Source organism: Burkholderia sp. MSMB1459WGS (genome assembly GCF_001534535.1).
Taxonomy (GTDB): domain Bacteria; phylum Pseudomonadota; class Gammaproteobacteria; order Burkholderiales; family Burkholderiaceae; genus Burkholderia.
Window position 1 is genome coordinate 36,610 of the sequence record NZ_LPMU01000053.1, and the last position, 22,500, is coordinate 59,109.

A 22,500-nucleotide genomic window follows, 5' to 3' on the forward strand; every position below is an offset into this window, starting at 1 on the left:
CATGCCGCGATCGGACATAATCGCGGTTTGCTCGCAGCTTGCCATTCCGCCGATCCACCATGTCCGATTCCTTCCGCTGGCCCGCCGGGGCCGACCCGTTCCGTTTCCTCGAAGCGCTCGACAGCAAGCGCGCTCGCACGTGGGTCGACGAGCAGAATGCGCGCACGCACGCCGCGCTGCGCGACGACGATGCGTATCGGGCGCTGACCGCGCGTCTCGCGAAAGCGTATCTGCCGCGCGAACGCCCGGTGATTCCGACCCGCTGGCGCGACTGGGCGTACGACCTGTGGCAGGACGATCTCCATCCGAAGGGACTGTGGCGCCGCATGCGCTGGGCCGACTGGCGGGCCGGCCAGCCGGCCTGGGAAACGCTGCTCGACGTCGACGCGCTCGGCGCCGAAGAGGGCGAGTCGTGGGTGTTCGAGCAGGAGGCGATCCTGTATCCGGACGGCGATCGCGTGCTGCTGTCGCTGTCGCCGGGCGGCGCCGACGCGGTCGTCGTGCGCGAATTCGACCTCGTCGAGCGCCGTTTCGTCGACGGCGGCTTCACGATCGACGCGCCGGGCCATCACACGGTCGGCTGGATCGATCGCGACACCGTCTACGTGAGCTGGGATCGCGGCGAAGCACATGCGACCGCGGCCGGTTATCCGTATGAAGTGCGGCGCTGGGTGCGCGGCACGCCGCTCGCCGACGCGCCCGTCGTGTTCCGCGGCGAGCCGGACGACATCAGTGCGGGCGTATGGTACGACCCGATCGACCGCCGTCACGTCGCGTGGCGCAGCGTCGATTTCTTCGACGCGCACGCATACCGGCTGACCGACGCCGGCGAATGGGTGCGCTACGACGTGCCGACGCATGTCGAGGTCGGGTTCTGGGAAGGCTGGCTCGTGCTGGAGCCGCGCCTCGACTGGGATTGTGACGGCGTGCGCCACGCGGGCGGCTCGCTGCTCGCGATCCGCGAGCAGGCGTTCCTCGCCGGCGCGCGCGAATTCACGACGCTGTTCGCGCCGCAGCCGACGACGTCCGCCTGTACGTGGACGCACACGCGCACGACGCTGATCGCGAGCTGGCTCGACGACGTGCACAACTGCACGATGCTGTGGCAGCCGCGGCAGGCCGACGACGGTGCGTGGACGTGGGATGCGCGGCCGTTCGACTGGCCGGGCGATGCACAGATCGATATCGAGCCCGTCGAATCGACGCTGAACGACGAGGTGTACGTCGATGTCGACACGTATCTCGATCCGCCCGAATGCTGGCTGGCCGATCTTGCCGATCGCGCTGACGATGCGCCGTCGCGCCGCGTGCTGCTCGACCGGCCGCCGGTGCAGTTCGACGCGGCCGGGCTCGTCGTACGCCGCGCGAGCGCGCGTTCGCGCGACGGCACGGTGGTGCCGTACACGCTGATCGGGCCGCGCGATGCGCTTGACGTGCCGGAAGGCGGGGCGCGCGTCGCGCGGCCGTGCCTGCTGTCCGGCTATGGTGGCTTTGCGATCCCGAATCTGCCGGGCTACAGCGATGCGTTCGGCATCGGCTGGCTCGAACGCGGCGGCGTGATGGCGTTCGCGCACATTCGCGGCGGCGGCGAATTCGGGCCGCGCTGGCACGTCGACGCGCAGCGCGAACACCGGCAGCGTTCGTTCGACGATTTCATCGCGGTCGCCGAAGATCTGGCCGCGACCGGCGTGACGACCGCCGCGCAACTCGGGATCGAGGGCGGCAGCAACGGCGGGCTGCTGGTCGCCGCGTGCATGATGCAGCGGCCCGAGCTGTTCGGCGCGGTGCTGTGCCGCGTACCGCTGCTCGACATGCAGCGCTATCCGAAGCTGCACGCGGGCGCCGCCTGGCTCGATGAATACGGCGACCCCGACGATCCGCGCGAAGGCGCGGCGCTGGCCGCGTATTCGCCGTATCACCGCGTGCGCGAAGGCGTCGTGTATCCGCCGTTGTTGCTGACGACGTCGACCCGCGACGATCGCGTGCATCCCGCGCATGCGCGCAAGATGGCCGCGCGTATGCAGGCGCTCGGTCACGAGCGGGTGTGGTACTGGGAGAACACCGACGGCGGCCACGGCAGCGCCGACGACCTCGAGCGCGCGGAAGCCGACGCAGCCGAATTCGGCTTCCTGTGGGCCCATCTCGGGCCGGCGCCCGCGCGGCGCTAATCGCGCGAGGGCGCTTGCGCGATCAGCCGACGATCGCGACGACGGGCGTGTGATCGGACGGCTGTTCCCACGTGCGCGGCGTGCGATCGACTTCGCACGATGCGCAGGTTGCCGCGAGCGCCGGCGACAGCAGGATGTGGTCGATGCGCAGCCCCGCGTTGCGGCGGAACGCCATCATCCGGTAGTCCCACCACGTGAAGGTTTTCTCGGGCTGCTCGAAGCGGCGGAACGCATCGACGAAGCCGAGTTCGATCAGCTGCGCGAAGTGTGCGCGCTCCTGCGGCGACACGAGGTTCTGGCCTTCCCATTTCGCGGGATCGTGCACGTCGCGGTCTTCCGGTGCGATGTTGTAGTCGCCGAGCAGCGCGAGCTTCGGGTAGCGCTGCAGCTCGGTGCGCAGCCACGCCTGCAGCGCGTCGAGCCACTGCATCTTGTAGACGAACTTGTCGGAGTCGAGCGCCTGGCCGTTCGGGAAGTAGGCGGACACGATGCGCACGCCGTCGACCGTCGCGGCGATCACGCGCTGCTGCGGATCGTCGAAGCCCGGGATGTTGCGCACGACATCCGATTCGTCGACGGCGAGCGTGTCGCGCACGAGGATCGCGACGCCGTTGTAGGTCTTCTGGCCCGTGAACCAGCTACGGTAGCCGGCTGCCTCGAGATCGGCGCGCGGGAATTTCTCGTCCGGCAGCTTTAGTTCCTGCAGGCACAGCACGTCGGCTCCGCTTTGCGCGAGCCAGTCGAGCACATGCTGTTTGCGGACATTGAGCGAATTGACGTTCCAGGTGGCGATTTTCATGAACGGGAGGGTGTGTGCGGCGTGAATGCGAAGGCCGCCATCTTACCGCGAGCATGGGGTGCGAACGCGCGCGTCATGCAGCGTCGTGCACGTGTCCCGCATCGGCGCCCGGGCGATGGATGCAGAAATTGTGACAAAAGTATTGACGTGAGTACTTCCTCACCCTATAATTTATTTCTCTGACGCGGGGTGGAGCAGTCTGGCAGCTCGTCGGGCTCATAACCCGAAGGTCACAGGTTCAAATCCTGTCCCCGCAACCAAGCACACCAGACGATGTGCAGCGCAATTGACCGATGCGCACTTCGTCGACAAGAACCCGGCTCCGTGCCGGGTTTTTTGTTTTCCGCGCCCGCCCGTTATTTCGGCGCGCCAGGGCTCCCGGGCAGGAAGCCGTTCTCGATCAGATAGGTCGTCGTGTTGACCAGCGTGGCTCTTGCGTTCGGCGTGTCCGACAGCACCGCGCACTTGTCCTTGCCCGTATTCAGCCGCATCGACCGCTCGGTCGTCGGATAGTCCACATCCTTCAGATAGAAATGCGGCAGCGACGTCATGTAGCGCGCATACGGCACGCATGGCCGCTGCAGCGGGTCCTTCGGCGCGGCGTTGAACGGAAAGTACTCGTCGAACAGGTAAGCCGAATTCGACAGGCCGCCCCAGTCGGCGGGCACCGCGATGCTGCCGGTCGGCGTCGTGGCGCCGGTTGCGACGTCCGTGATGAAACCGTCGACGGTCGAGCGCCCGTCGCTGCGATTGGCCTGCGTCACGGTGATCTGCAGCCGATAGGCGTGGCCCGTTTTCCACGGATACGCGATCGAGCACGACGTTCCGGAGCCGCCGTCGGCGCCGCCTCGGCAATTCGCCGACAGCGGCGCCGTGCCGGTGCCGAACGCGCTGAAGATCACCACGTTGGTGCTGAGGGTGCGTGGCTGGATGCCGGTGTAGATCGCGTGCCCGCCATGTTGCGACGATAACTGGTTGGCCCAGTAGTAACTCGCGTTGACCTGGGTTGGCACGACTTCGGGCGTGAGGTTCCACGTCATGCGATCGAAGCCGTCACTGGGCGTGGTGGCCGCCGATGCGGTGATGTTGGGGTCGGCGTGCGCGTTGAGCGTGGCCGACACGGCGAGCAGTGCGCCGAACACGGTGCTGAGTCTGTTCATGTTCCTGTTTCCCGTTGGTGGAAAAGAGACCGCGACGAGCAGCGTCGATTGCGGCGCCGCTGCTCGCGTACCAATTTGCGGTCACTTTATTACCAATGAATAACCCGTTGTGTCGGCGCGCCCGCGTGAACCGCGTCGCGTGGTTTGCGGGGCGCCCCTGCCGGGCCCGGGGGATGGGCGAGAGCACGGAGTCGGGCGGGCTGCGACGTGCGCCCCGGGAGAGTGAATCCCGGCGCGCGGAACAATGCGGCGATGCCACCCGGCGGCGATGTCGATACGCGACGGCGCGCGTCGTTCAGCGCGCCGTCCACTCGACGGCCGCCTTCGCATGCAGCGCGGTCGTATCGAATACCGGCAGCGGCGAATCGTCCGCGCCGATCAGCAGCGTGATTTCCGTGCAGCCGAGAATCACGGCCTGTGCGCCGCGCGTGGCCAGTCCGTCGATGATCGACACATACGTCGCGCGCGATGGCGCCGCGACGACGCCGTGGCACAGCTCGTCGTAGATGATCCGGTGCACGTCGTCGCGCCCGCGTTCGTCCGGCACCAGCACGTCGAGCCCGAACTTCCCGCGCAGCCGCTCCGCGTAGAACGGCAACTCCATCGTGTAGCGCGTGCCGAGCAGGGCGACGCGCTCGACGCCCGCGTCGCGCAGCGCGGCACCGGTCGGATCGGCGATGTGCAGGAACGGCAGCTTCACCGCGGCTTCGATCGCGTCGTGCACGCGATGCATCGTATTGGTCGTGAGGACGACGAGATCGGCACCGGCCGCTTCGAGCTGCCGCGCGGCATCGGCCATTCGTTCGCCGAGCGCGGCCCAGTCGTGCGTGCGCTGTAGCGCTTCGATTTCGGCGAAGTCGACCGTGACCAGCACGCTTTTCGCGTTGTGATGCCCGCCGTGCAATACCTTCGAGTGCCGGTTGATCATCCGGTAGTACTCGGCCGACGATTCCCAGCTCATGCCGCCGATCAGTCCGATCGTCTTCATCCGTCACCTTTGCGTTTCGTGTGTCGCGGCAGACGAGTATAGGCGCCGCTGCCCGAGCCCGGCCGGTACGATCCGCGCAAATCGGGCCGGTACGGCGCTGCCGGCCGTGGACGTACGCAGCAGTTGAAACCGGCACTGTGTTTTTGTACAGTATCGGCACCGTGAACCCGACCATCAATTCGCCAGCCGATCCGCACGCGCCGCCGGGCGACACGCTGCCGCGCGCGCGCAAGATCATTCACTGCGATTGCGACTGCTTCTACGCGTCGGTCGAGATGCGCGACGACCCGTCGCTGCGCAACCGGCCGCTCGCGGTCGGCGGCCGGCCCGACCAGCGCGGCGTGATCGCGACCTGCAACTACGAGGCGCGGCGCTACGGCGTGCATTCGGCGATGTCGTCGGCACTGGCGATGCGCAAGTGCCCGGACCTGCTGATCCTGCCGTCCGCGATGGACAAGTACCGTGCGGCATCGCGGCAGATCATGGCGATCTATCGCGACTACACGCCGGACGTCGAGCCGCTGTCGCTCGACGAGGCGTACCTCGACGTCAGCGGGTCGGAACGTTGCCAGGGCAGTGCGACGCTGATTGCGCGCGAGATCCGCGAGCGCGTGCGCGACACGGTCGGCGTGACCGTATCGGCGGGCGTCGCGCCGAACAAGTTCATCGCGAAGATCGCATCCGACTGGAACAAGCCCGACGGGCTGTTCGTCGTGCGGCCGCACGAGATCGACGCGTTCGTCGCGGCGCTGCCGGTGCGCAAGCTGCACGGCGTCGGCAAGGTGACGGCCACGCGGCTCGACCGGCTCGGCATCCAGACTTGCGCGCAGTTGCGCGACTGGCCGTTGATCGACCTGCATCGCGAGTTCGGCGCGTTCGGGCGGCGGCTGTACGAACTGTCGCGCGGGATCGACGAGCGGCCCGTGCAGGCCGATCAGGAGCGCAAGTCGGTCAGCGTCGAGACGACCTACGTGACCGACCTGACGACGCTCGAGCAATGCGCGGACGAAATCCGCCGCCTCGTCGTGCAACTCGACGCGCGGATCGATCGCGCGGGCGCCGCGCGCTCGATCCGCAAGCTGTACGTGAAGATTCGCTTCGCCGATTTCCAGCGCACGACGGTCGAGTGCGTGGCCGACGCGACGAATGCCGAGACGGCCGTCACGCTGCTCGCGAAGGGGTTGTTGCGGCGCGCGCAGCCGGTGCGGCTGCTCGGCGTCGGCGTGCGTATCGACGAGGACACGGCCGAGCGCCACGGGCAATTCCTGCTGTTCGACGACACCTCGCCCACGCAATGAAAAAGGCACCGCCGAAGCGGTGCCTGTCGATGCTGCCGGCGCGGCCGGGCGGCGCGCTCAGTGCGCGGGCGCGGCCATCCCGTTGTGGCGCAGCAGCGCGTCGATCTGCGGCTCGCGGCCGCGGAACGCCTTGAACGACTCCATCGCAGGACGGCTGCCGCCGACCTCGAGGATTTCGCGGCGATAGCGCGTGCCGGTTGCCGGGTCGAGTACGCTGCCGCTGGCGGCGGCCGCTTCCTCGAACGCCGCGTACGCATCGGCCGACAGCACTTCGGCCCACTTGTAGCTGTAGTAGCCGGCCGCGTAGCCGCCCGCGAAGATGTGGCTGAACGTGTTGGGCCAGCGCGAGAACGCGGCCTGCGGGATCACGTGGTAGCGCTCGTTGATCTCGCGCGCGAACGCGGTCACGCCGGTCGCGCCGGCCGGATCGAAATCGACGTGCAGCAGCATGTCGAACATCGAGAACACGATCTGGCGCAGCGTGCCGAGCCCGCTCTGGAAGTTCTTCGCGGCGATCATCTTGTCGAACAGCTCGCGCGGCAGCGCGGCGCCCGTATCGACGTGCGACGACATCGACGACAGCACGTCCCATTCCCAGCAGAAATTCTCCATGAACTGCGACGGCAGTTCGACCGCATCCCACTCGACGCCGTTGATGCCCGACACGCCGAGTTCGTCGACGCGCGTGAGCATGTGGTGCAGCCCGTGGCCGAATTCATGGAACAGCGTGATGACTTCGTCGTGCGTGAAGCACGCGGGCTTGCCGCCGACCGGCGCCGAGAAGTTGCAGGTCAGGTACGCGACGGGCGTCTGCACGTCGCTGCCGCGCTTCGCGCGCGAACGGGCGTCGTCCATCCACGCGCCGCCGCGCTTGCCTTCGCGCGCGTACAGGTCGAGATAGAACTGCGCGACGAGCGAGCCGTCGCGGTTCTCGACGCGGAAGAAGCGCACGTCCTTGTGCCATACCGGCGCGTCGTCCGGCTTGATCCGTACGCCGAACAGCGTTTCGGTGACGGTGAACAGGCCCTTCAGCGCGGCCGGTTCCGGGAAGTACTGCTTGACCTCGTTTTCCGAGAATGCATAGCGCTGCTGGCGGAGCTTTTCGGCCGCGTACGCGACGTCCCAAGGCGCGAGTTCGGCGAGGCCGAGTTCCTTCGCGGCGAACGTGCGCAGCTCGTCCCAGTCTTTCTCCGCGTGCGGGCGTGCGCGCGTCGCGAGATCCTCGAGGAACGCGATCACCTGCTGCGGCGATTCGGCCATCTTCGGCGCGAGCGAGACTTCGGCGAAGTTGCGATAGCCGAGCATCTGCGCCTCTTCGCGGCGCAGCTTCAGCGCGTCGGCGACGATCGCCGTGTTGTCCCATTCGGCCTTGCCGTCGCCGTACTGCGGCCCGAGTTCCGACGCGCGGGTCGCATAGGCGCGGTAGAGCGTCTCGCGCAGCGCGCGATCGTCGGCGTACTGCAGCACCGGGAAATACGACGGGAAATGCAGCGTGAATTTCCAGCCTTCCTTGCCGTCCTTCTGTGCGGCTTCGCGGGCGGCCTCGATTGCGTCGCCGGGCAGGCCGGCCAGTTCGGCTTCGTCCTTCGCGAAGTATGCGTACGCGTTGGTCGCGTCGAGCACGTGATCGGAGAATGCCTTCGACAGCGCGGCCTGCTGTTCCTGCAGTTCCGCGAAGCGGGGCTTCTGGTCCTCGGGCAGCTCGGCGCCCGACAGTCGGAAGTCGCGCAGCGCATTGTCGAGGATCTTCTTGCGCTCGGCGGACAGCGTCGCGTACTCGGCGCTCGCGGCGATCGCCTTGTACTTTTCGTACAGCGCGAGATTCTGGCCGACGCTCGACCAGAACTCGGTCACGCGCGGCAGGTTTTCACCGTAGGCAGCCCGCAGTTCGGGCGTGTCGGCGACCGCGTTCAGGTGGCCGACGATGCCCCATGCGCGGCCGAGCGGCTCCGTGGCCTGCTCGACCGTCTCGACGACGGCGGCCCAGGTCGACGGCGTCTCGCTCGCGCTCGCCGCTTCGACCGCGCGGCTGGCGGCGTCGAGCAGCGTGTCGAGCGCGGGCGTCACGTGCTCCGGGCGGATCTCGCCGAAACGGGGCAGGCCGGAGAAGTCGAGGAGCGGATTGGTATTGGCGCTGGCGGACATAAGACTCCCTGTCTGTTGCCGGATGAACCGGGATGAAAAGGGTAACGGCGGCTGGGCGCGAGCGCGCCCGATACCGACATTATTGGGGCGCATCGCGCGCTTTCCAATCGTTAGTTTCTAACGACGCGATTGACGCAGGGTCGGATGCGCGGCGTCGGGCATGCCGGCTGGCGCGAGGCAGCCGCGCGACTGCGGCTGGCGAGGCGCCGGCGCACGGAATCGCGCGCCGGCTGGGCGAGTGGAGCGTCAGGCTGCGGCGACAGCAGCGCGTTCGGCGGATTCGAGCGTGTTGATCAGCAGCATCGTGATGGTCATCGGGCCGACGCCGCCCGGCACCGGCGTGATGTAGCCGGCGACTTCCTTCACGCCCGCGAAATCGACGTCGCCGCACAGCTTGCCCGCGTCGTCGCGGTTCATGCCGACGTCGATCACCGTCGCGCCCGGTTTCACCATGTCGGCGGTCAGGATGTTGCGCTTGCCGACCGCGGCGACCACGATGTCGGCCTGGCGCGTATGCGCGGCGAGGTCGCGCGTCTTGCTGTGGCAGATCGTCACGGTCGCGCCGGCGTCGAGCAGCATCATCGCCATCGGCTTGCCGACGATGTTCGAGCGGCCGATCACGACCGCATTCGCGCCTTGCAGCGCAATGCCGTGCGCTTCGAACATCTTCATCACGCCGTACGGCGTGCACGGGCGGAACAGCGGCTTGCCGGTCATCAGCGCACCGGCGTTCGCGACGTGAAAGCCGTCGACGTCCTTCTCCGGCGCGATCGCCTCGATCACCTTGTGGCTGTCGATATGCGCGGGCAGCGGCAGCTGGACCAGGATGCCGTGGATCTTCGGGTCGCGGTTCAGCTCGTCGATGCGCGCGAGCAGGTCGGCTTCCGACAGCGTGGCCGGGTACGCATCCTTCAGCGAGAAGAAACCGTTGTCCTCGCATGCCTTGATCTTGTTGCGCACGTAGACTTCGCTCGCCGGGTTGGCGCCGACGAGGATCACCGCGAGACCGGGCTGGTGGCCGCGGGCGGTCAGCGCGGCGGCGCGTTCGGCGGCCTGAGCGCGCAGGGTCTTCGAAAGGGCGTTGCCGTCGATGAGGAGGGCTGTCATGGTGGTGGGTTCTGCCGGGAAGTTGGAATGCGGGCGTACGGCGCCCGAAGCGCCGTAGCAAAGCACGTAATTATACCGTTCGCCTGCTGCCGTCCGACAGCGAATCAACGGGAAGCGTCATGGCCGCGGCGCGCATGCGCCGGGAGGAACGGCCGCCGCCGCGCGAGTGGGCCGCATCGCGCGGGGCGGCAAACACCGGTTGCGGGCCGGGCGGGCGGCGCCGCCGCGGCCGGGGAACGCGCTCAGGCCTGTTTCTTCGACAGCGCGAGGCGCAGCAGGTCGGCCACCGTGTTGACGTTGAGCTTTTCCATGATGTTCGCGCGGTGCGCCTCGACCGTCTTGATGCTGATGCCGAGGTCGTCGGCGATCTGCTTGTTCAGGCGGCCCGCGATGATCCGCTCGAGCACCTGCTGCTCGCGCGCGGTCAGCTTCGACAGGCGTTCGCTCGCGGCACGCTGCTCCTGGACGCTCTTGCTTTCGCTTCGGGCCTTGTCGAGCATCCGCTCGACGAGCTTGCGCAGCTCGGCTTCGTCGAACGGTTTCTCGATAAAGTCCATCGCGCCCTTTTTCATCGTCGACACGGCCATCGGCACGTCGCCGTGACCGGTGACGAAGATGATCGGCAGCGCGGCGTTGTCGGCGATCAGGCGTTCCTGCAATTCGAGGCCGCTCATGCCCGACATCCGCACGTCGAGGATCAGGCACGCGATCTGGCCGGCCTGCTGCGCCGGCTGGTACGCATCGAGGAACTGCTCGGCGCTCGAGAAGCATTGAACGCGATAGCCGTTCGCCTCCAGCAGCCAGCGCAGCGAGTCCCGTACGGCCTCGTCGTCGTCGACGACAAAGACGGTTTCCTGAGTGGTGGTGACAGGGCTATTCATAGTTCTCCCGTAACGGTATGTGATGCCGATGCCTCGCGCCCCCCTTGGCCGAGATCAGCGGGTTCCCCAATGGGCAGGCTGCAGTGGAACGTCGCGCCGGAAATGCGGCCGTCCGGCTCGACGTTGTTGACCACCCACAGACGCCCCCGATGCGATTCGATGATCGAACGGCAGATGTTCAGCCCCATGCCCATGCCATCGGACTTGGTGCTGTAAAACGGTTCGAACAGGCGCTCGGCCGTCGCTTCGTCGACGCCCGGGCCCTGGTCGATCACGCGGATGTCGACGAAGCCCGCATCGATGTCGGCGACGACGCGGATCACGCCGTCCGCCGACGCCGGCTTCACGTCGGCCATCGCCTCGGCTGCGTTCTTCATCAGGTTCATCAGCACCTGTTCGATCAGCACGGGGTCGACATAAATAATAGGCATTCTTGCGAGGATTTCCGTGACGATCCGGATCCTGCGCTTTCTGGCCTCGATTTCGGCGAGCCCGACCGCGTCGGCGACGATGTCCGCGACCCGCGCCGGCTGGCGCTTCGGCTCGCTGCGCTTCACGAATTCGCGGATCCGCTTGACGATCATCCCCGCGCGCAGCGCCTGCTGCGCGGTCTTTTCCAGCGCGGGCTGCAGCGTCTCGGGCGTGCCGCGGCCACTCTTCACGAGCGCGAGCGTGCCCGAGCAGTAGTTGTTGATCGCGGCGAGCGGCTGATTCAATTCATGAGCAATGGACGACGCCATTTCACCCATCGTCATCAATCGGCTCGTGAACTGCAGCTTTTCTTCCTGCTGGTGCGCGAGTTCCTGCGCCTTCTTGCGGGTCGTGATGTCGGTCGCGATCTGCATCTGCGCGAGGTGGCCGTCCACCCACTGGATGTACTGGCGACGCACTTCGAACCACTTCTGGATGCTCTCGACGTACACCTCCTGCGCATCGGCCGTGCTGCTGGTCAGCGCGGCGGCCGGCAGGCCCGCGAACGCGTCGACCATGTCGATCGAGTCGGACGACGCCTGCGCGCGGTCGAAGCCGCCGCCGGACAATTCGAGGTGGCCGTCCGGGCGAATGCCGAACAGGTGGCGGTAGTAGCGGTTCGCGAACAGCAGCTCGGCTTCGTCGGCGGCGAGCACCGATACCGCGGCGTCGAGGCTTTCAAGCACCGTCGTGAAGCGTTCGTGCGCGGCGGCCAGCTCTTCTCGCGCACGCTTCGGCTCGGTGATGTCCGTCATCGACGACATCCAGCCGGTCTGGCGGCCCGAACTGTCGATCAGCGGCGATACGTACAGGCGCGCATGGAACAGCGTGCCGTTCTTGCGGCGCACGCGCAGCTCGAAGCCCGAACTCGGCGCCTTGCCGCGCAGCGTCATGTCGAGTTGGCGCTGCATTTCCGGGTAGGCGTCGCGCGGCCAGTACGGGAACGGCGCAACCTTGCCGACGAGATCGGTTTCGTCCCAGCCCGTCATCCGGCAGAACGCGGGGTTCACGTGCGTGATGCGGCCGTGCATGTCGAGCACGCGCATGCCGATCAGCACCGAGTTCTCCATCGCGCGGCGGAAGAATGCTTCCGCGTACAGCGCCTGCTGCGCCTCGAAGCGCTGGCGCGTGTGCTTCCACAGGCTCCAGAGGCTCCACAGCACGAAGCACGACAGGCCGGCGACCAGCCACACGAGCGTGTTGTTGGTCAGGTTCGTGAGCTGCGGGAACGCGTACACGCGCACCGTCAGCCCCTGGCCGGGCGGGTCGAGCGGGAGATCGTAGTGCGAGTCGCGCGGCAGGCGCGGGCGCGTCGACGTGGACGACAGTTCGCGGTTGTTCGAGTCGGTGATCGAGATCTTGTACTTCGACGACAGTTCCTGCGGGATGTCGTGCTTCAGGATGCCCTCGACCGAGAACACCGCGGCGATCGAGCCGAGATATTCGCGGTCGCCGCGCATCACCGGTGTCTGCAACGTGATGAAGCCGTTGCCGAAGTCGTCGTAGATCAGCGGCGAATAGGCCTGGCGGCGCGTGTTGCGCGCCTCGTCGTACGCGCCGCGCACGGCGTCCTGCATCTGCGCGTCGCCGGGCTTCGCGAGCCGCTGGCCGAGCAGCGGCGGATGCACGGTCGGCCAGCGCTGCACGCCGGGCGCCGTGTACCAGTTCAGGTAGAGGATTTCCGGATGCGTCTGCATCACGTCCGCGACGGCCATCTGGAACGCGTTCTGGTCGAGGCGGCCGGATGCGAGGTCGCGCGACAGCGCCTGCAGCTGTTCCTGCGCGCCCGTCATCGACAGGCGGATCTGCTGCTGGGCCCACGCGACGTTACGAAACAGGGTGTCTTCCTGCTGCTGCTGTTCGCGCCGGTTGAGGCTCCACAGGATGAGGCTCATCACGACGAGGAACACCAGGATCGACAGCAGCGGCGTCAGCAAATAGGAGTTGGACCACCACGGTCCGTGGTGCCAACGGGACGGCTGCGACTCCGCCGGCGGGCCCGGCGGTCGCGCCGAGCGTGCGAAAAGCCGATCGGTCAACATGGCAGGATTGTAGCGCAGCGCAATACATGGAAAACCTGTACCGGATATGTTGAACGGAAACGGTTTTGTTCCGACGAGACGGGCCGCGGAGCCCCGAAATATGGGTGCAGCGCAGCAATATTTCGCATGACGAGAAAAGATCTCATAATTCGAAAATTTTGTTGCGCAGGCCCGTCCGCGCTCATTACAATCCGTCGGAGCTTGCCCGCAGCCGGTCGCGTCGCGTCGTCTGCACGAGAGCGATCCTCACATTCCAGGACCCAGGAGACGAGAATGTCCGCTGTACCGAACGAAGTGATGAAATATGTCGCCGCCGAACGTGACGACGACCCGCAAGAAACCGTCGAGTGGCTCGAGTCGCTCGATGGCGTGATCTCCTCCGTGGGCACCGGCCGTGCGCATTACCTGATCGAAAAGCAGATCGAATTCGCCCGCATGCACGGCGAGCACCTGCCGTTCTCCGCCAATACCCCGTACATCAACACGATTCCGCTCGAAGCCCAGGCGAAGATTCCGGGCGACCAGGACATCGAGCACCGCATCCGTTCGTACACGCGCTGGAACGCGCTGGCGATGGTGCTGCGCGCAGGCAAGGACACGAACGTCGGCGGCCACATCGCGTCGTTCGCGTCGGCCGCGACGCTCTATGACGTCGGCTACAACCACTTCTGGCACGCGGCGTCCGACCAGCACGGCGGCGATCTCGTGTTCGTGCAGGGCCACTCGTCGCCGGGCGTATACTCGCGCGCGTTCCTGCTCGGCCGCCTGTCGGAAGAGCAGCTCGACAACTTCCGCCAGGAAGTCGACGGCAAGGGCATTTCGTCGTATCCGCACCCGTGGCTGATGCCGGACTTCTGGCAGTTCCCGACCGTGTCGATGGGCCTCGGCCCGATCATGGCGATCTACCAGGCGCGCTTCATGAAGTACCTGGAGTCGCGCGGCATCGCGAAGACGGAAGGCCGCAAGGTCTGGGCGTTCCTCGGCGACGGCGAGACGGACGAACCGGAATCGCTCGGCGCGATCGGCATGGCGAGCCGCGAGAAGCTCGACAACCTCGTGTTCGTGATCAACTGCAACCTGCAGCGTCTCGACGGCCCGGTGCGCGGCAACGGCAAGATCATCCAGGAACTCGAATCGGAATTCCGCGGCGCCGGCTGGAACGTGATCAAGGTCATCTGGGGCAGCCGCTGGGATGCGCTGTTCGCGCGCGACAAGACGGGCGCGCTGATGCGCCGGATGATGGAATGCGTCGACGGCGAATACCAGACGTACAAGTCGGAGTCGGGCGCGTACGTGCGCGAGCACTTCTTCAACACGCCTGAACTGAAGGCGCTCGTCGCCGACTGGTCGGACGACGACATCTGGGCGCTGAACCGCGGCGGCCACGATCCGCACAAGATCTACGCGGCGTTCCACGAAGCCACGAACACGAAGGGCGCGCCGACCGTCATCCTCGCGAAGACCATCAAGGGCTACGGGATGGGCGAGTCGGGCCAGGCGATGAACATCACGCACCAGCAGAAGAAGCTGCCGGTCGAGCAACTGAAGAAGTTCCGTGACCAGTTCCGCCTGCCGATCACCGACGAGCAGATCGCCGACGTGCCGTACCTGAAGTTCGAGGAAGGCTCGAAGGAACTCGAATACATGCGCCAGAAGCGCATGGACCTCGGCGGCTACCTGCCGCACCGCCGCGAGAAGGCGACGTCGCTGCCGGTGCCGGCGCTCGACGCGTTCGAGCCGCTGTTGAAGGGTACGGGCGAAGGCCGCGAGATCTCGACGACGATGGCGTTCGTGCGGATCCTGAACATCCTGCTGAAGGACAAGGCGCTCGGCAAGCGCGTCGTGCCGATCGTCCCGGACGAATCGCGTACGTTCGGCATGGAAGGCCTGTTCCGCCAGATCGGTATCTGGAACCAGGAAGGGCAGAAGTACGTGCCGGAAGATTCCGACCAGCTGATGTTCTACAAGGAATCGCAGACCGGCCAGATCCTGCAGGAGGGCATCAACGAAGCGGGCGGCATGTGCGACTGGATCGCGGCGGCGACGTCGTATTCGACGCACGGCGAGATCATGGTGCCGTTCTACATCTTCTACTCGATGTTCGGCTTCCAGCGGATCGGCGACCTCGCCTGGGCCGCGGGCGACATGCGTTCGCGCGGTTTCCTGCTGGGCGGCACGGCGGGCCGTACGACGCTGAACGGCGAAGGCCTGCAGCACGAAGACGGTCACTCGCTGCTGTGGGCGGCATCGGTGCCGAACTGCGTGAGTTACGACCCGACGTTCGGCTACGAACTCGCGGTGATCATCCAGGACGGCCTGCGCCGCATGGTGCAGGACCAGGAAGACGTGTACTACTACATCACGGTGATGAACGAGAACTACGAGCACCCGGCGATTCCGCAGGGCGAGCACGTGGCGGCCGACATCATCAAGGGCATGTACGCGTTCAAGAAGGCCGACGCCGACAAGAAGGCGCCGCGCGTCCAGCTGCTCGGCGCGGGCACGATCTTCAACGAAGTGATCGCCGCTGCCGACCTGCTGAAGAACGACTGGGGCGTTGCCGCCGACCTGTGGAGCGTGCCGAGCTTCACCGAGCTCGCGCGCGAAGGCCATGACGTCGAACGCTGGAACCTGCTCCATCCGACCGAGGAGCGTCGCCTGTCGCATGTGCAGAAGTGCCTGAAGGACACGCAGGGCCCGGTCATCGCATCGACCGACTACGTCCGTGCGCTGGTCGACCAGATCCGCGGCCAGATCGATCGTCGCTTCGTCGTGCTGGGCACCGACGGCTTCGGCCGTTCGGACACCCGCGAGAAACTGCGTCACTTCTTCGAGGTCGACCGTCACTGGGTCACTGTCGCCGCGCTCAACGCGCTGGCCGACGAAGGCACGATCGAGCGCAAGGTGGTCGCGGACGCGATCGCCAAGTACAACCTCGATCCGTCCAAGCCCAACCCGATGACCGTTTAACGCACACGCCGTGTGATGCCGCGCGTCGCTCCCGCGAGGAGCGCGCGCGGCCATGGAGACAGAAACAGATGAGTCAAGCGATCGAAGTGAAGGTGCCGGATATCGGCGATTACAAGGACGTGCCGGTCATCGAGATCGGCGTGAAGGTCGGCGATACGGTCGAGCCGGAGCAGTCGCTCGTCACGCTCGAGTCGGACAAGGCGACGATGGACGTGCCGAGCCCGGTAGGCGGCGTCGTGAAGGAAATCAAGGTCAAGGTCGGAGATTCCGTGTCGGAAGGCTCGCTGATCGTCCTGCTCGAAGGCGGCGCAGCCGCCCAGGCGAACGGCGCGGCTGCGCCGGCTTCGGCTCCGGCAGCAGCGCCGGCGCCGGCACCGGCCGCGGCGCCCGCTGCCGCACCGGCCGCATCCGGCGGTACGCTCGAAGTGAAGGTGCCGGATATCGGCGATTACAAGGACGTGCCGGTGATCGAAATCGGCGTGAAGGTCGGCGACACGGTCGAGAAGGAACAGTCGCTCGTCACGCTCGAGTCGGACAAGGCGACGATGGACGTGCCGAGCCCGGCTGCCGGTGTCGTGAAGGACATCAAGGTGAAGGTGGGCGATTCGGTGTCGGAAGGCACGCTGATCGTGCTGCTCGAAGCCGCCGGCGCACCGGCTGCCGCTGCACCGCAGGCCAGCGCACCGGCGCCCGCGAAGGCTGCGCCGGCTGCCGCGGCACCGGCCGCCGCGGCATCGGCCGCCGCGCCGTCGGGCGAATACCGCGCCAGCCACGCATCGCCGTCGGTCCGCAAGTTCGCGCGTGAACTCGGCGTCGACGTTTCGCGCGTGCAGGGTTCGGGTCCGAAGGGCCGCATTACGAAGGAAGACGTCACGGGCTTCGTGAAGGGCGTGATGACGGGCCAGCGCGCGGCACCGGCCGCGGCAGCCGCGCCGGCAGGCGGCGGCGAACTGAACCTGCTGCCGTGGCCGAAGGTCGACTTCGCGAAGTTCGGCCCGTTCGAGGCGAAGCCGCTGTCGCGCATCAAGAAGATCTCGGGCGCGAACCTGCATCGCAACTGGGTGATGATCCCGCACGTCACGAACAACGACGAAGCGGACATCACCGAGCTCGAAGCGCTGCGTGTCCAGCTGAACAAGGAACACGAAAAGGCGGGCGTGAAATTCACGATGCTCGCGTTCGTGATCAAGGCGGTCGTCGCCGCGTTGAAGAAATTCCCGACCTTCAACGCGAGCCTCGACGGCGACAACCTCGTGTTCAAGCAGTACTTCCATATCGGTTTCGCGGCCGATACGCCGAACGGTCTCGTCGTGCCGGTGATCCGCGATGCGGACAAGAAGGGCCTCGTCGACATCGCGAAGGAAATGAGCGACCTGTCGAAGGCCGCGCGCGAAGGCAAGCTGAAGCCGGACCAGATGCAGGGCGGCTGCTTCTCGATCTCGTCGCTCGGCGGGATCGGCGGGACGAACTTCACGCCGATCATCAACGCGCCGGAAGTGGCGATCCTCGGGTTGTCGCGCGGCCAGATGAAGCCGATGTGGGACGGCAAGCAGTTCGTGCCGCGGCTCATGCTGCCGCTGTCGCTGTCGTACGACCATCGCGTGATCGACGGCGCCGAAGCCGCGCGGTTCAATGCGTATCTCGGGGCGTTGCTCGGGGATTTCCGTCGCATCATTCTTTGATGAGATGAGGGGCTCGCGGGGGGCGTGGTTTTGTGTCGATTCTTCACGCCCTTGTCGTTGAACCTGTTTTGCCAACGGTCTGCTAGCGTCGCCCCTGCGCGGGGCGGCGGTCACTTTTCTTTGTCTTCCAAAGAAAAGTAACCAAAAGAAAGGCGCGTCCTTGGGCGGACGGCAAAGGCGGTCCTGCCCAACGTTGCGTTCTCTCGTCAGGCCGCATGTAGTCAGGTTCCGTCTTTCCGCCAGTCCCTCCCTCTCTCTCTGCAGCTAATCAAGAAGGGGACAGTCATGAGTCTCATCGAAGTCAAGGTTCCGGATATCGGCGATTTCAGCGGCGTCGATGTCATCGAAGTCAACGTGAAGCCCGGCGACGTGATCGAAAAAGAGCAAACGCTCATCACGCTCGAATCCGATAAAGCCTCCATGGAAGTGCCCAGCGACGTCGCCGGCACCGTCAAGGAAGTCAAGGTCAAGGCCGGCGAGAAAGTCTCGCAAGGCACCGTCATCGCCATCGTCGAAGCATCGGCAGGCGCAGCCGCACCCGCGAAAGCGCCCGAAGCGCCCGAAGCGCCGAAGCCCGCGGCGGCTGCACCGGCGCCGGCCGCAGCCGCTCCGGCACCCGCGCCGCAAGCCGGCAGCTACAGCGGCGGCGCCGACATCGAGTGCGACATGCTCGTGCTCGGCGCCGGCCCCGGCGGTTACTCGGCTGCGTTCCGCGCTGCCGATCTCGGCATGAAGACGGTGCTGGTCGAACGCTATTCGACGCTCGGCGGCGTGTGCCTGAACGTCGGCTGCATTCCGTCGAAGGCGCTGCTGCATACGTCGCTCGTCGTCGAGGAAGCCGCGGCGCTCGCGTCGCACGGCATCACGTTCGGCAAGCCGCAGGTCGATCTCGACAAGCTGCGCGACTTCAAGGGCGGCGTCGTCAAGAAGCTGACGACGGGTCTCGCCGGCATGGCGAAGGCACGCAAGGTCGAAGTGGTGACGGGCGTCGGCGCGTTCGTCGATCCGTTCCACATGGAAGTGCAGGGCGACAACGGCAAGAAGGTCGTCAAGTTCAAGCAGGCGATCATCGCTGCGGGCTCGCAGGCCGTGAAGCTGCCGTTCATGCCGGAAGACCCGCGCGTCGTCGATTCGACGGGTGCGCTCGAACTGCGCCAACTGCCGAAACGCATGCTCGTGATCGGCGGCGGCATCATCGGCCTCGAAATGGCCACGGTGTACTCGACGCTCGGCGCCGAGATCGACGTCGTCGAAATGATGGACGGCCTGATGATGGGCGCCGACCGCGATCTCGTGAAGGTCTGGGAAAAGTACAACGCGAAGCGCTTCGGCAACGTGATGCTGAAGACCAAGACGGTCGGCGCGGAAGCGAAGGAAGACGGCATCTATGTGAAGTTCGAGGGCGAGAAGGCGCCGGCGGAAGCGCAGCGCTACGACCTCGTGCTCGTCGCGGTGGGCCGCAGCCCGAACGGCAAGAAGATCGGTGCCGACAAGGCCGGCGTCGCGGTCACGGATCGCGGCTTCATCGAAGTCGACAAGCAGATGCGCACGAACGTGCCGCACATCTTTGCGATCGGCGATATCGTCGGCCAGCCGATGCTCGCGCACAAGGCCGTGCACGAAGGCCACGTCGCCGCGGAAGCCGCGCACGGCGAAAAGGCGTACTTCGACGCACTGCAGATCCCGTCGGTGGCCTACACCGATCCGGAAGTGGCGTGGGCCGGCAAGACCGAAGACCAGTGCAAGGCCGAGGGCATCAAGTACGGCAAGGCCGTGTTCCCGTGGGCCGCTTCGGGCCGCGCGATCGCGAACGGCCGCGACGAAGGCTTCACGAAGCTGATCTTCGACGAGGAAACCCATCGCGTGATCGGCGGCGGCATCGTCGGCCTGAACGCGGGCGACCTGATCAGCGAAGTGTGCCTCGCCGTCGAGATGGGCGCGGACGCGGAAGACATCGGCAAGACGATCCATCCGCATCCGACGCTTGGCGAATCGGTCGGCATGGCCGCCGAGCTGTACGAAGGCGTCTGCACGGACCTGCCGCCGCAGCGCAAGAAGTAACGCGATCGGCACGGCGCCCCGGGTGCCGGCCACGAAAAAACGCCGCTGCCCGGGCAAACCGGGCGGCGGCGTTTTTCTTTTGCGCCGCGCGCGACAGACTCGATCGGGGCGGGCCATTTGCACCCGCGCGCGCTTTTGCGCCGGAAACGAAAAAGCCGCGCTGGGCGCGGCTCTTTCAGGAGCAGGGGACGCTTACGCGGCCGGCTTGCTCGAACGACGTGCGGCAGCGGCGGTGGCAGCCTTCGTTGCGACGGCAGCAGCGGCGTTGAAGTTCGTTTCAGCGATTTCGACCGCTTGCTTCGTGGCCTTCTGAACGGTTTCGTACGTGGTGTTCGCGGCGTTCAGTGCCGACTTCAGCGCGGCGACAGCCGTTTCCGAACCGGCCGGGGCGTTCTTCGCGACGTTGTCGACGAGTGCCTGGACCTTCTTGTTCTGCTCTTCGAATTGCGCTTCGGCGACCTTCGCGAACTCGGCTTGCGTCGACGATGCGATTTCGTACAGGTGACGGCCGTACGACAGCACCTTTTCCGCGACCGGCTGCGACAGGCTCGCTTGCAGCGCGATCAGTTCCTGCGCGTCCTTCACCGACAGCAGACGCTGTGCGTTCTCCTGGCCCTCGGCCAGCGTCGACTTCACGACCTGCAGGTTGAGTTCGATCAGCTTCTCGACGCCTTCGAACGCCTTGGTCGTCAGACCGAACAGGCTTTCGAGGTTGGCTTTTTGGGCGGCGGCGATTTGCTCGGGGGTCAGCAAGGACATGTCAGGCTCCTGAAAAGCGATCGCGTCGATCGCAGAATAAAGGGCACTACACTGGGGAACGTCGGCGATGCGTGCTTTGTGCAACGCAGCAATGAGGCCTATTTTAGGGCAGAGAAAACGGATGTCAAGTCTTTTTTGTGCGTTGCACAATCGCGACAAATTATCGATAAAACAACGAGTTATCGCGCCCGTCCGGAATCGGTTTCAGGCGCGTTCCCACATGGTGCGCACGGCGATGGGGCAAGCGCGCCGCACCATGATCACGCGCAGGTAAACCTGACAGGCCCATGGAACGTTATCCTTCTGTTCCTGTCGAAAAGCGCGCCGTTTCGATGCGCGTGCCGTGGCGACGTGCCGCCGCCACGGTCGAGACCGGCGCCCTTGGCACGCCGAGCACCGGATACGTAGTTTCCCCGCTTTAAATCGCCTCCGAAGTGACGTTATCTCAATTAACCGCGTGGTAATCGGGAGACGGGCGCTGTCGGGCAGTGCATCCCATGGTTTTTTTCGATGGGAGCGGAAGGGTCGATTGGCCGGAGGTTGGCCGACTCTTACATTCCGGTTTAAAGACGATCGGTAAGTGCCTAATATTGCTCTTTTTTTCAGCTTTAACTACACTTGCGGAAACCTCCCGCCCGCTTTGTCCAGACCCCAATGAAAGCCGAATCGTTTTCACCGCGCAGATTGTTGCAGAGCATGACGCTCGGCACGGCTGTGTCGGTCGCAGTCGCGTTGCTGGCGACCACCGCGTCCGTCCTGCCTGCCGACGCCTTCGCCGCCACTGCGAAGACCCAAGCCGCCAAGAAAAAAGCCGTCGCTCCTGCTTCGTCCGCGAAGAAGAAGTCGGCCAAGGCGAGCTCCGACAAATCCGCGAAGGTCGCCGAGGCCGATGCGCCGCGCGCGAAAGCGTCGCGAAAGCGCGTGACGCTCGCAGCGAATAGCCTGCATGGCGGCCATCGCGGCGCGGTGCGCAAGGTCGCGTTCCAGCCGCGCCGGCCGACGGTCGGCCAGGCATTCGGCCTGCACGACACGCCCGATGCGCTCGCGCTGCGCTCGAGCGTCGCGTACGTCGTCGACCAGAATTCCGGCGAGCCGCTGTTCGACAAGAATTCGCACGCGGTCGTGCCGATCGCGTCGATCTCGAAGCTGATGACGGCCATGGTCGTGCTCGACTCGAAGGCGCCGATGACCGACCAGCTCGAAGTCACCGACGAAGACCGCGACTACGAGAAGGGCACGGGCTCGCGCCTGTCGGTCGGCTCGGTGCTGTCGCGCGAGGACATGCTGCACATCGCGCTGATGGCGTCGGAAAACCGCGCGGCTGCCGCGCTGTCGCGTTACTACCCGGGCGGCCGTCCGGCGTTCATCGCGGCGATGAACGCGAAGGCGAAGTCGCTCGGCATGACCGATACGCACTTCGAGAATTCGACCGGCCTGTCGAGCTCGAACGTGTCGAGCGCACGCGACCTCGTGAAGATGGTCAATGCGGCGTACCAGTACCCGATGATCCGCCAGTTCTCGACCGATCGCACCTACGAGGTGTACACGGGCAAGCGCAACCTGATCTACAACAGCACCAACGCGCTGATCCGCGGCAACGGTTCGTGGGATATCGGCCTGCAGAAGACGGGCTTCATCAACGAAGCGGGCGAATGCCTCGTGATGCAGGCGACGATCCACGGCCGGCCGATGGTGATGGTGCTGCTCGATTCGTTCGGCAAGTATTCGCGCTTCGCCGACGCGTCGCGCCTGCGCAACTGGCTCGATGCCGGCGGCGGCGAGCGCCTGACGGCGGCCAACACGCCGAGCGGCGGTACCTGATCGTGTGCGGCGGTTCGCCGCCGTACCGGTCGCCGCAACGAAGAAGCCCCGCAATCGCGGGGCTTTTTTTTGTGTGCGCCCAGCATGGGCGCATTCCTGCGGGTGGAAGTCCCGCCATAAGCTGATCACGGCAAATGAAGTGAAGCGC

General features: G+C 66.0%; 14 protein-coding genes and 1 tRNA gene. 7 read left to right on the forward strand and 8 right to left on the reverse strand.

Features of this window, described 5'->3' with window-relative positions:
- The first annotated feature begins 59 nt into the window (after nucleotides 1-59).
- Complete coding sequence (locus WT97_RS20745) at nucleotides 60-2,168, forward strand: prolyl oligopeptidase family protein (RefSeq protein WP_060354284.1); 2,109 nt, start codon at nucleotides 60-62, stop codon at nucleotides 2,166-2,168.
- A 22-nt stretch (nucleotides 2,169-2,190) separates the two neighbouring features.
- Here WT97_RS20745 and xth read toward each other — a convergent pair whose 3' ends face one another.
- Nucleotides 2,191-2,967, reverse strand: coding sequence for an exodeoxyribonuclease III (gene xth / locus WT97_RS20750; protein ID WP_034207767.1), 777 nt, complete (start codon nucleotides 2,965-2,967; stop codon nucleotides 2,191-2,193).
- Nucleotides 2,968-3,150: 183 nt separating this feature from the next.
- Between xth and WT97_RS20755 the strand changes: the two genes are divergently transcribed.
- Nucleotides 3,151-3,227: transfer RNA gene (locus tag WT97_RS20755), tRNA-Met, on the forward strand.
- 96 nt (nucleotides 3,228-3,323) lie between these two features.
- Here the strand turns inward: WT97_RS20755 and WT97_RS20760 are convergent.
- Together WT97_RS20760 and WT97_RS20765 are read right to left on the reverse strand one after the other, a co-directional pair.
- Entirely contained in the window at nucleotides 3,324-4,127 is an 804-nt protein-coding gene (locus tag WT97_RS20760) for a DUF3472 domain-containing protein (protein WP_060354285.1), read from the reverse strand.
- 295 nt (nucleotides 4,128-4,422) lie between these two features.
- Entirely contained in the window at nucleotides 4,423-5,115 is a 693-nt protein-coding gene (locus WT97_RS20765; protein ID WP_060354286.1) for an aspartate/glutamate racemase family protein, read from the reverse strand.
- Between the two features lie 137 nt (nucleotides 5,116-5,252).
- On the opposite strand from WT97_RS20765, the gene dinB reads away from it, so the two are divergent.
- On the forward strand, nucleotides 5,253-6,413 hold the full coding sequence (gene dinB / locus WT97_RS20770; RefSeq protein WP_060354287.1) for a DNA polymerase IV: 1,161 nt from the start codon (nucleotides 5,253-5,255) through the stop codon (nucleotides 6,411-6,413).
- A gap of 57 nt (nucleotides 6,414-6,470) precedes the next feature.
- Here dinB and WT97_RS20775 read toward each other — a convergent pair whose 3' ends face one another.
- The 4 genes from WT97_RS20775 to fixL all read right to left on the reverse strand — a co-directional run bounded on the left by WT97_RS20775 (nucleotide 6,471) and on the right by fixL (nucleotide 13,059).
- Nucleotides 6,471-8,558: a M3 family metallopeptidase gene (locus tag WT97_RS20775; protein ID WP_060354288.1), complete on the reverse strand. Its 2,088-nt coding sequence runs from the start codon at nucleotides 8,556-8,558 to the stop codon at nucleotides 6,471-6,473.
- Between the two features lie 246 nt (nucleotides 8,559-8,804).
- The gene (gene folD, locus WT97_RS20780; RefSeq protein ID WP_059505741.1) at nucleotides 8,805-9,665 is read right to left on the reverse strand and encodes a bifunctional methylenetetrahydrofolate dehydrogenase/methenyltetrahydrofolate cyclohydrolase FolD; all 861 of its coding nucleotides are present in this window, start codon (nucleotides 9,663-9,665) and stop codon (nucleotides 8,805-8,807) included.
- A gap of 242 nt (nucleotides 9,666-9,907) precedes the next feature.
- Nucleotides 9,908-10,546 carry an oxygen response regulator transcription factor FixJ gene (gene fixJ / locus WT97_RS20785; protein ID WP_006493245.1) on the reverse strand — a complete coding sequence of 213 codons (639 nt, stop codon included), beginning with the start codon at nucleotides 10,544-10,546 and terminating at the stop codon, nucleotides 9,908-9,910.
- A complete protein-coding gene (gene fixL, locus WT97_RS20790; RefSeq protein ID WP_059505743.1) occupies nucleotides 10,543-13,059 on the reverse strand; it encodes an oxygen sensor histidine kinase FixL in 2,517 nt (838 codons plus the stop codon). Before fixL ends, fixJ begins: the two co-directional genes overlap by 4 nt.
- A 273-nt stretch (nucleotides 13,060-13,332) precedes the next feature.
- Between fixL and aceE the strand changes: the two genes are divergently transcribed.
- The 3 genes from aceE (at nucleotide 13,333) to lpdA (ending at nucleotide 19,772) form a co-directional block, all read left to right on the forward strand.
- Complete coding sequence (gene aceE / locus WT97_RS20795) at nucleotides 13,333-16,029, forward strand: pyruvate dehydrogenase (acetyl-transferring), homodimeric type (protein WP_059505745.1); 2,697 nt, start codon at nucleotides 13,333-13,335, stop codon at nucleotides 16,027-16,029.
- A gap of 68 nt (nucleotides 16,030-16,097) precedes the next feature.
- The gene (aceF, locus tag WT97_RS20800) at nucleotides 16,098-17,711 is read left to right on the forward strand and encodes a dihydrolipoyllysine-residue acetyltransferase (protein WP_060354289.1); all 1,614 of its coding nucleotides are present in this window, start codon (nucleotides 16,098-16,100) and stop codon (nucleotides 17,709-17,711) included.
- 285 nt (nucleotides 17,712-17,996) lie between these two features.
- Nucleotides 17,997-19,772, forward strand: coding sequence for a dihydrolipoyl dehydrogenase (gene lpdA / locus WT97_RS20805; RefSeq protein WP_060354290.1), 1,776 nt, complete (start codon nucleotides 17,997-17,999; stop codon nucleotides 19,770-19,772).
- A 192-nt stretch (nucleotides 19,773-19,964) separates the two neighbouring features.
- Here lpdA and WT97_RS20810 read toward each other — a convergent pair whose 3' ends face one another.
- Nucleotides 19,965-20,531, reverse strand: coding sequence for a phasin family protein (locus tag WT97_RS20810; RefSeq protein ID WP_006481973.1), 567 nt, complete (start codon nucleotides 20,529-20,531; stop codon nucleotides 19,965-19,967).
- Nucleotides 20,532-21,185: 654 nt separating this feature from the next.
- Here WT97_RS20810 and pbpG point away from each other — a divergent pair.
- The gene (gene pbpG, locus WT97_RS20815; protein ID WP_060354291.1) at nucleotides 21,186-22,352 is read left to right on the forward strand and encodes a D-alanyl-D-alanine endopeptidase; all 1,167 of its coding nucleotides are present in this window, start codon (nucleotides 21,186-21,188) and stop codon (nucleotides 22,350-22,352) included.
- The last annotated feature ends 148 nt before the right edge of the window (nucleotides 22,353-22,500 follow it).

Bases quoted from the DNA above. Each gene is read 5' to 3' on its own strand.
- WT97_RS20810 (WP_006481973.1), bottom strand. From the start codon at position 20,531: ATGTCCTTGCTGACCCCCGAGCAAATCGCCGCCGCCCAAAAAGCCAAC.
- lpdA (WP_060354290.1), top strand. From the start codon at position 17,997: ATGAGTCTCATCGAAGTCAAGGTTCCGGATATCGGCGATTTCAGCGGC.
- WT97_RS20760 (WP_060354285.1), bottom strand. From the start codon at position 4,127: ATGAACAGACTCAGCACCGTGTTCGGCGCACTGCTCGCCGTGTCGGCC.
- aceF (WP_060354289.1), top strand. From the start codon at position 16,098: ATGAGTCAAGCGATCGAAGTGAAGGTGCCGGATATCGGCGATTACAAG.
- pbpG (WP_060354291.1), top strand. From the start codon at position 21,186: ATGAAAGCCGAATCGTTTTCACCGCGCAGATTGTTGCAGAGCATGACG.
- WT97_RS20775 (WP_060354288.1), bottom strand. From the start codon at position 8,558: ATGTCCGCCAGCGCCAATACCAATCCGCTCCTCGACTTCTCCGGCCTG.
- WT97_RS20765 (WP_060354286.1), bottom strand. From the start codon at position 5,115: ATGAAGACGATCGGACTGATCGGCGGCATGAGCTGGGAATCGTCGGCC.
- WT97_RS20745 (WP_060354284.1), top strand. From the start codon at position 60: ATGTCCGATTCCTTCCGCTGGCCCGCCGGGGCCGACCCGTTCCGTTTC.
- fixL (WP_059505743.1), bottom strand. From the start codon at position 13,059: ATGTTGACCGATCGGCTTTTCGCACGCTCGGCGCGACCGCCGGGCCCG.
- aceE (WP_059505745.1), top strand. From the start codon at position 13,333: ATGTCCGCTGTACCGAACGAAGTGATGAAATATGTCGCCGCCGAACGT.
- folD (WP_059505741.1), bottom strand. From the start codon at position 9,665: ATGACAGCCCTCCTCATCGACGGCAACGCCCTTTCGAAGACCCTGCGC.
- fixJ (WP_006493245.1), bottom strand. From the start codon at position 10,546: ATGAATAGCCCTGTCACCACCACTCAGGAAACCGTCTTTGTCGTCGAC.
- xth (WP_034207767.1), bottom strand. From the start codon at position 2,967: ATGAAAATCGCCACCTGGAACGTCAATTCGCTCAATGTCCGCAAACAG.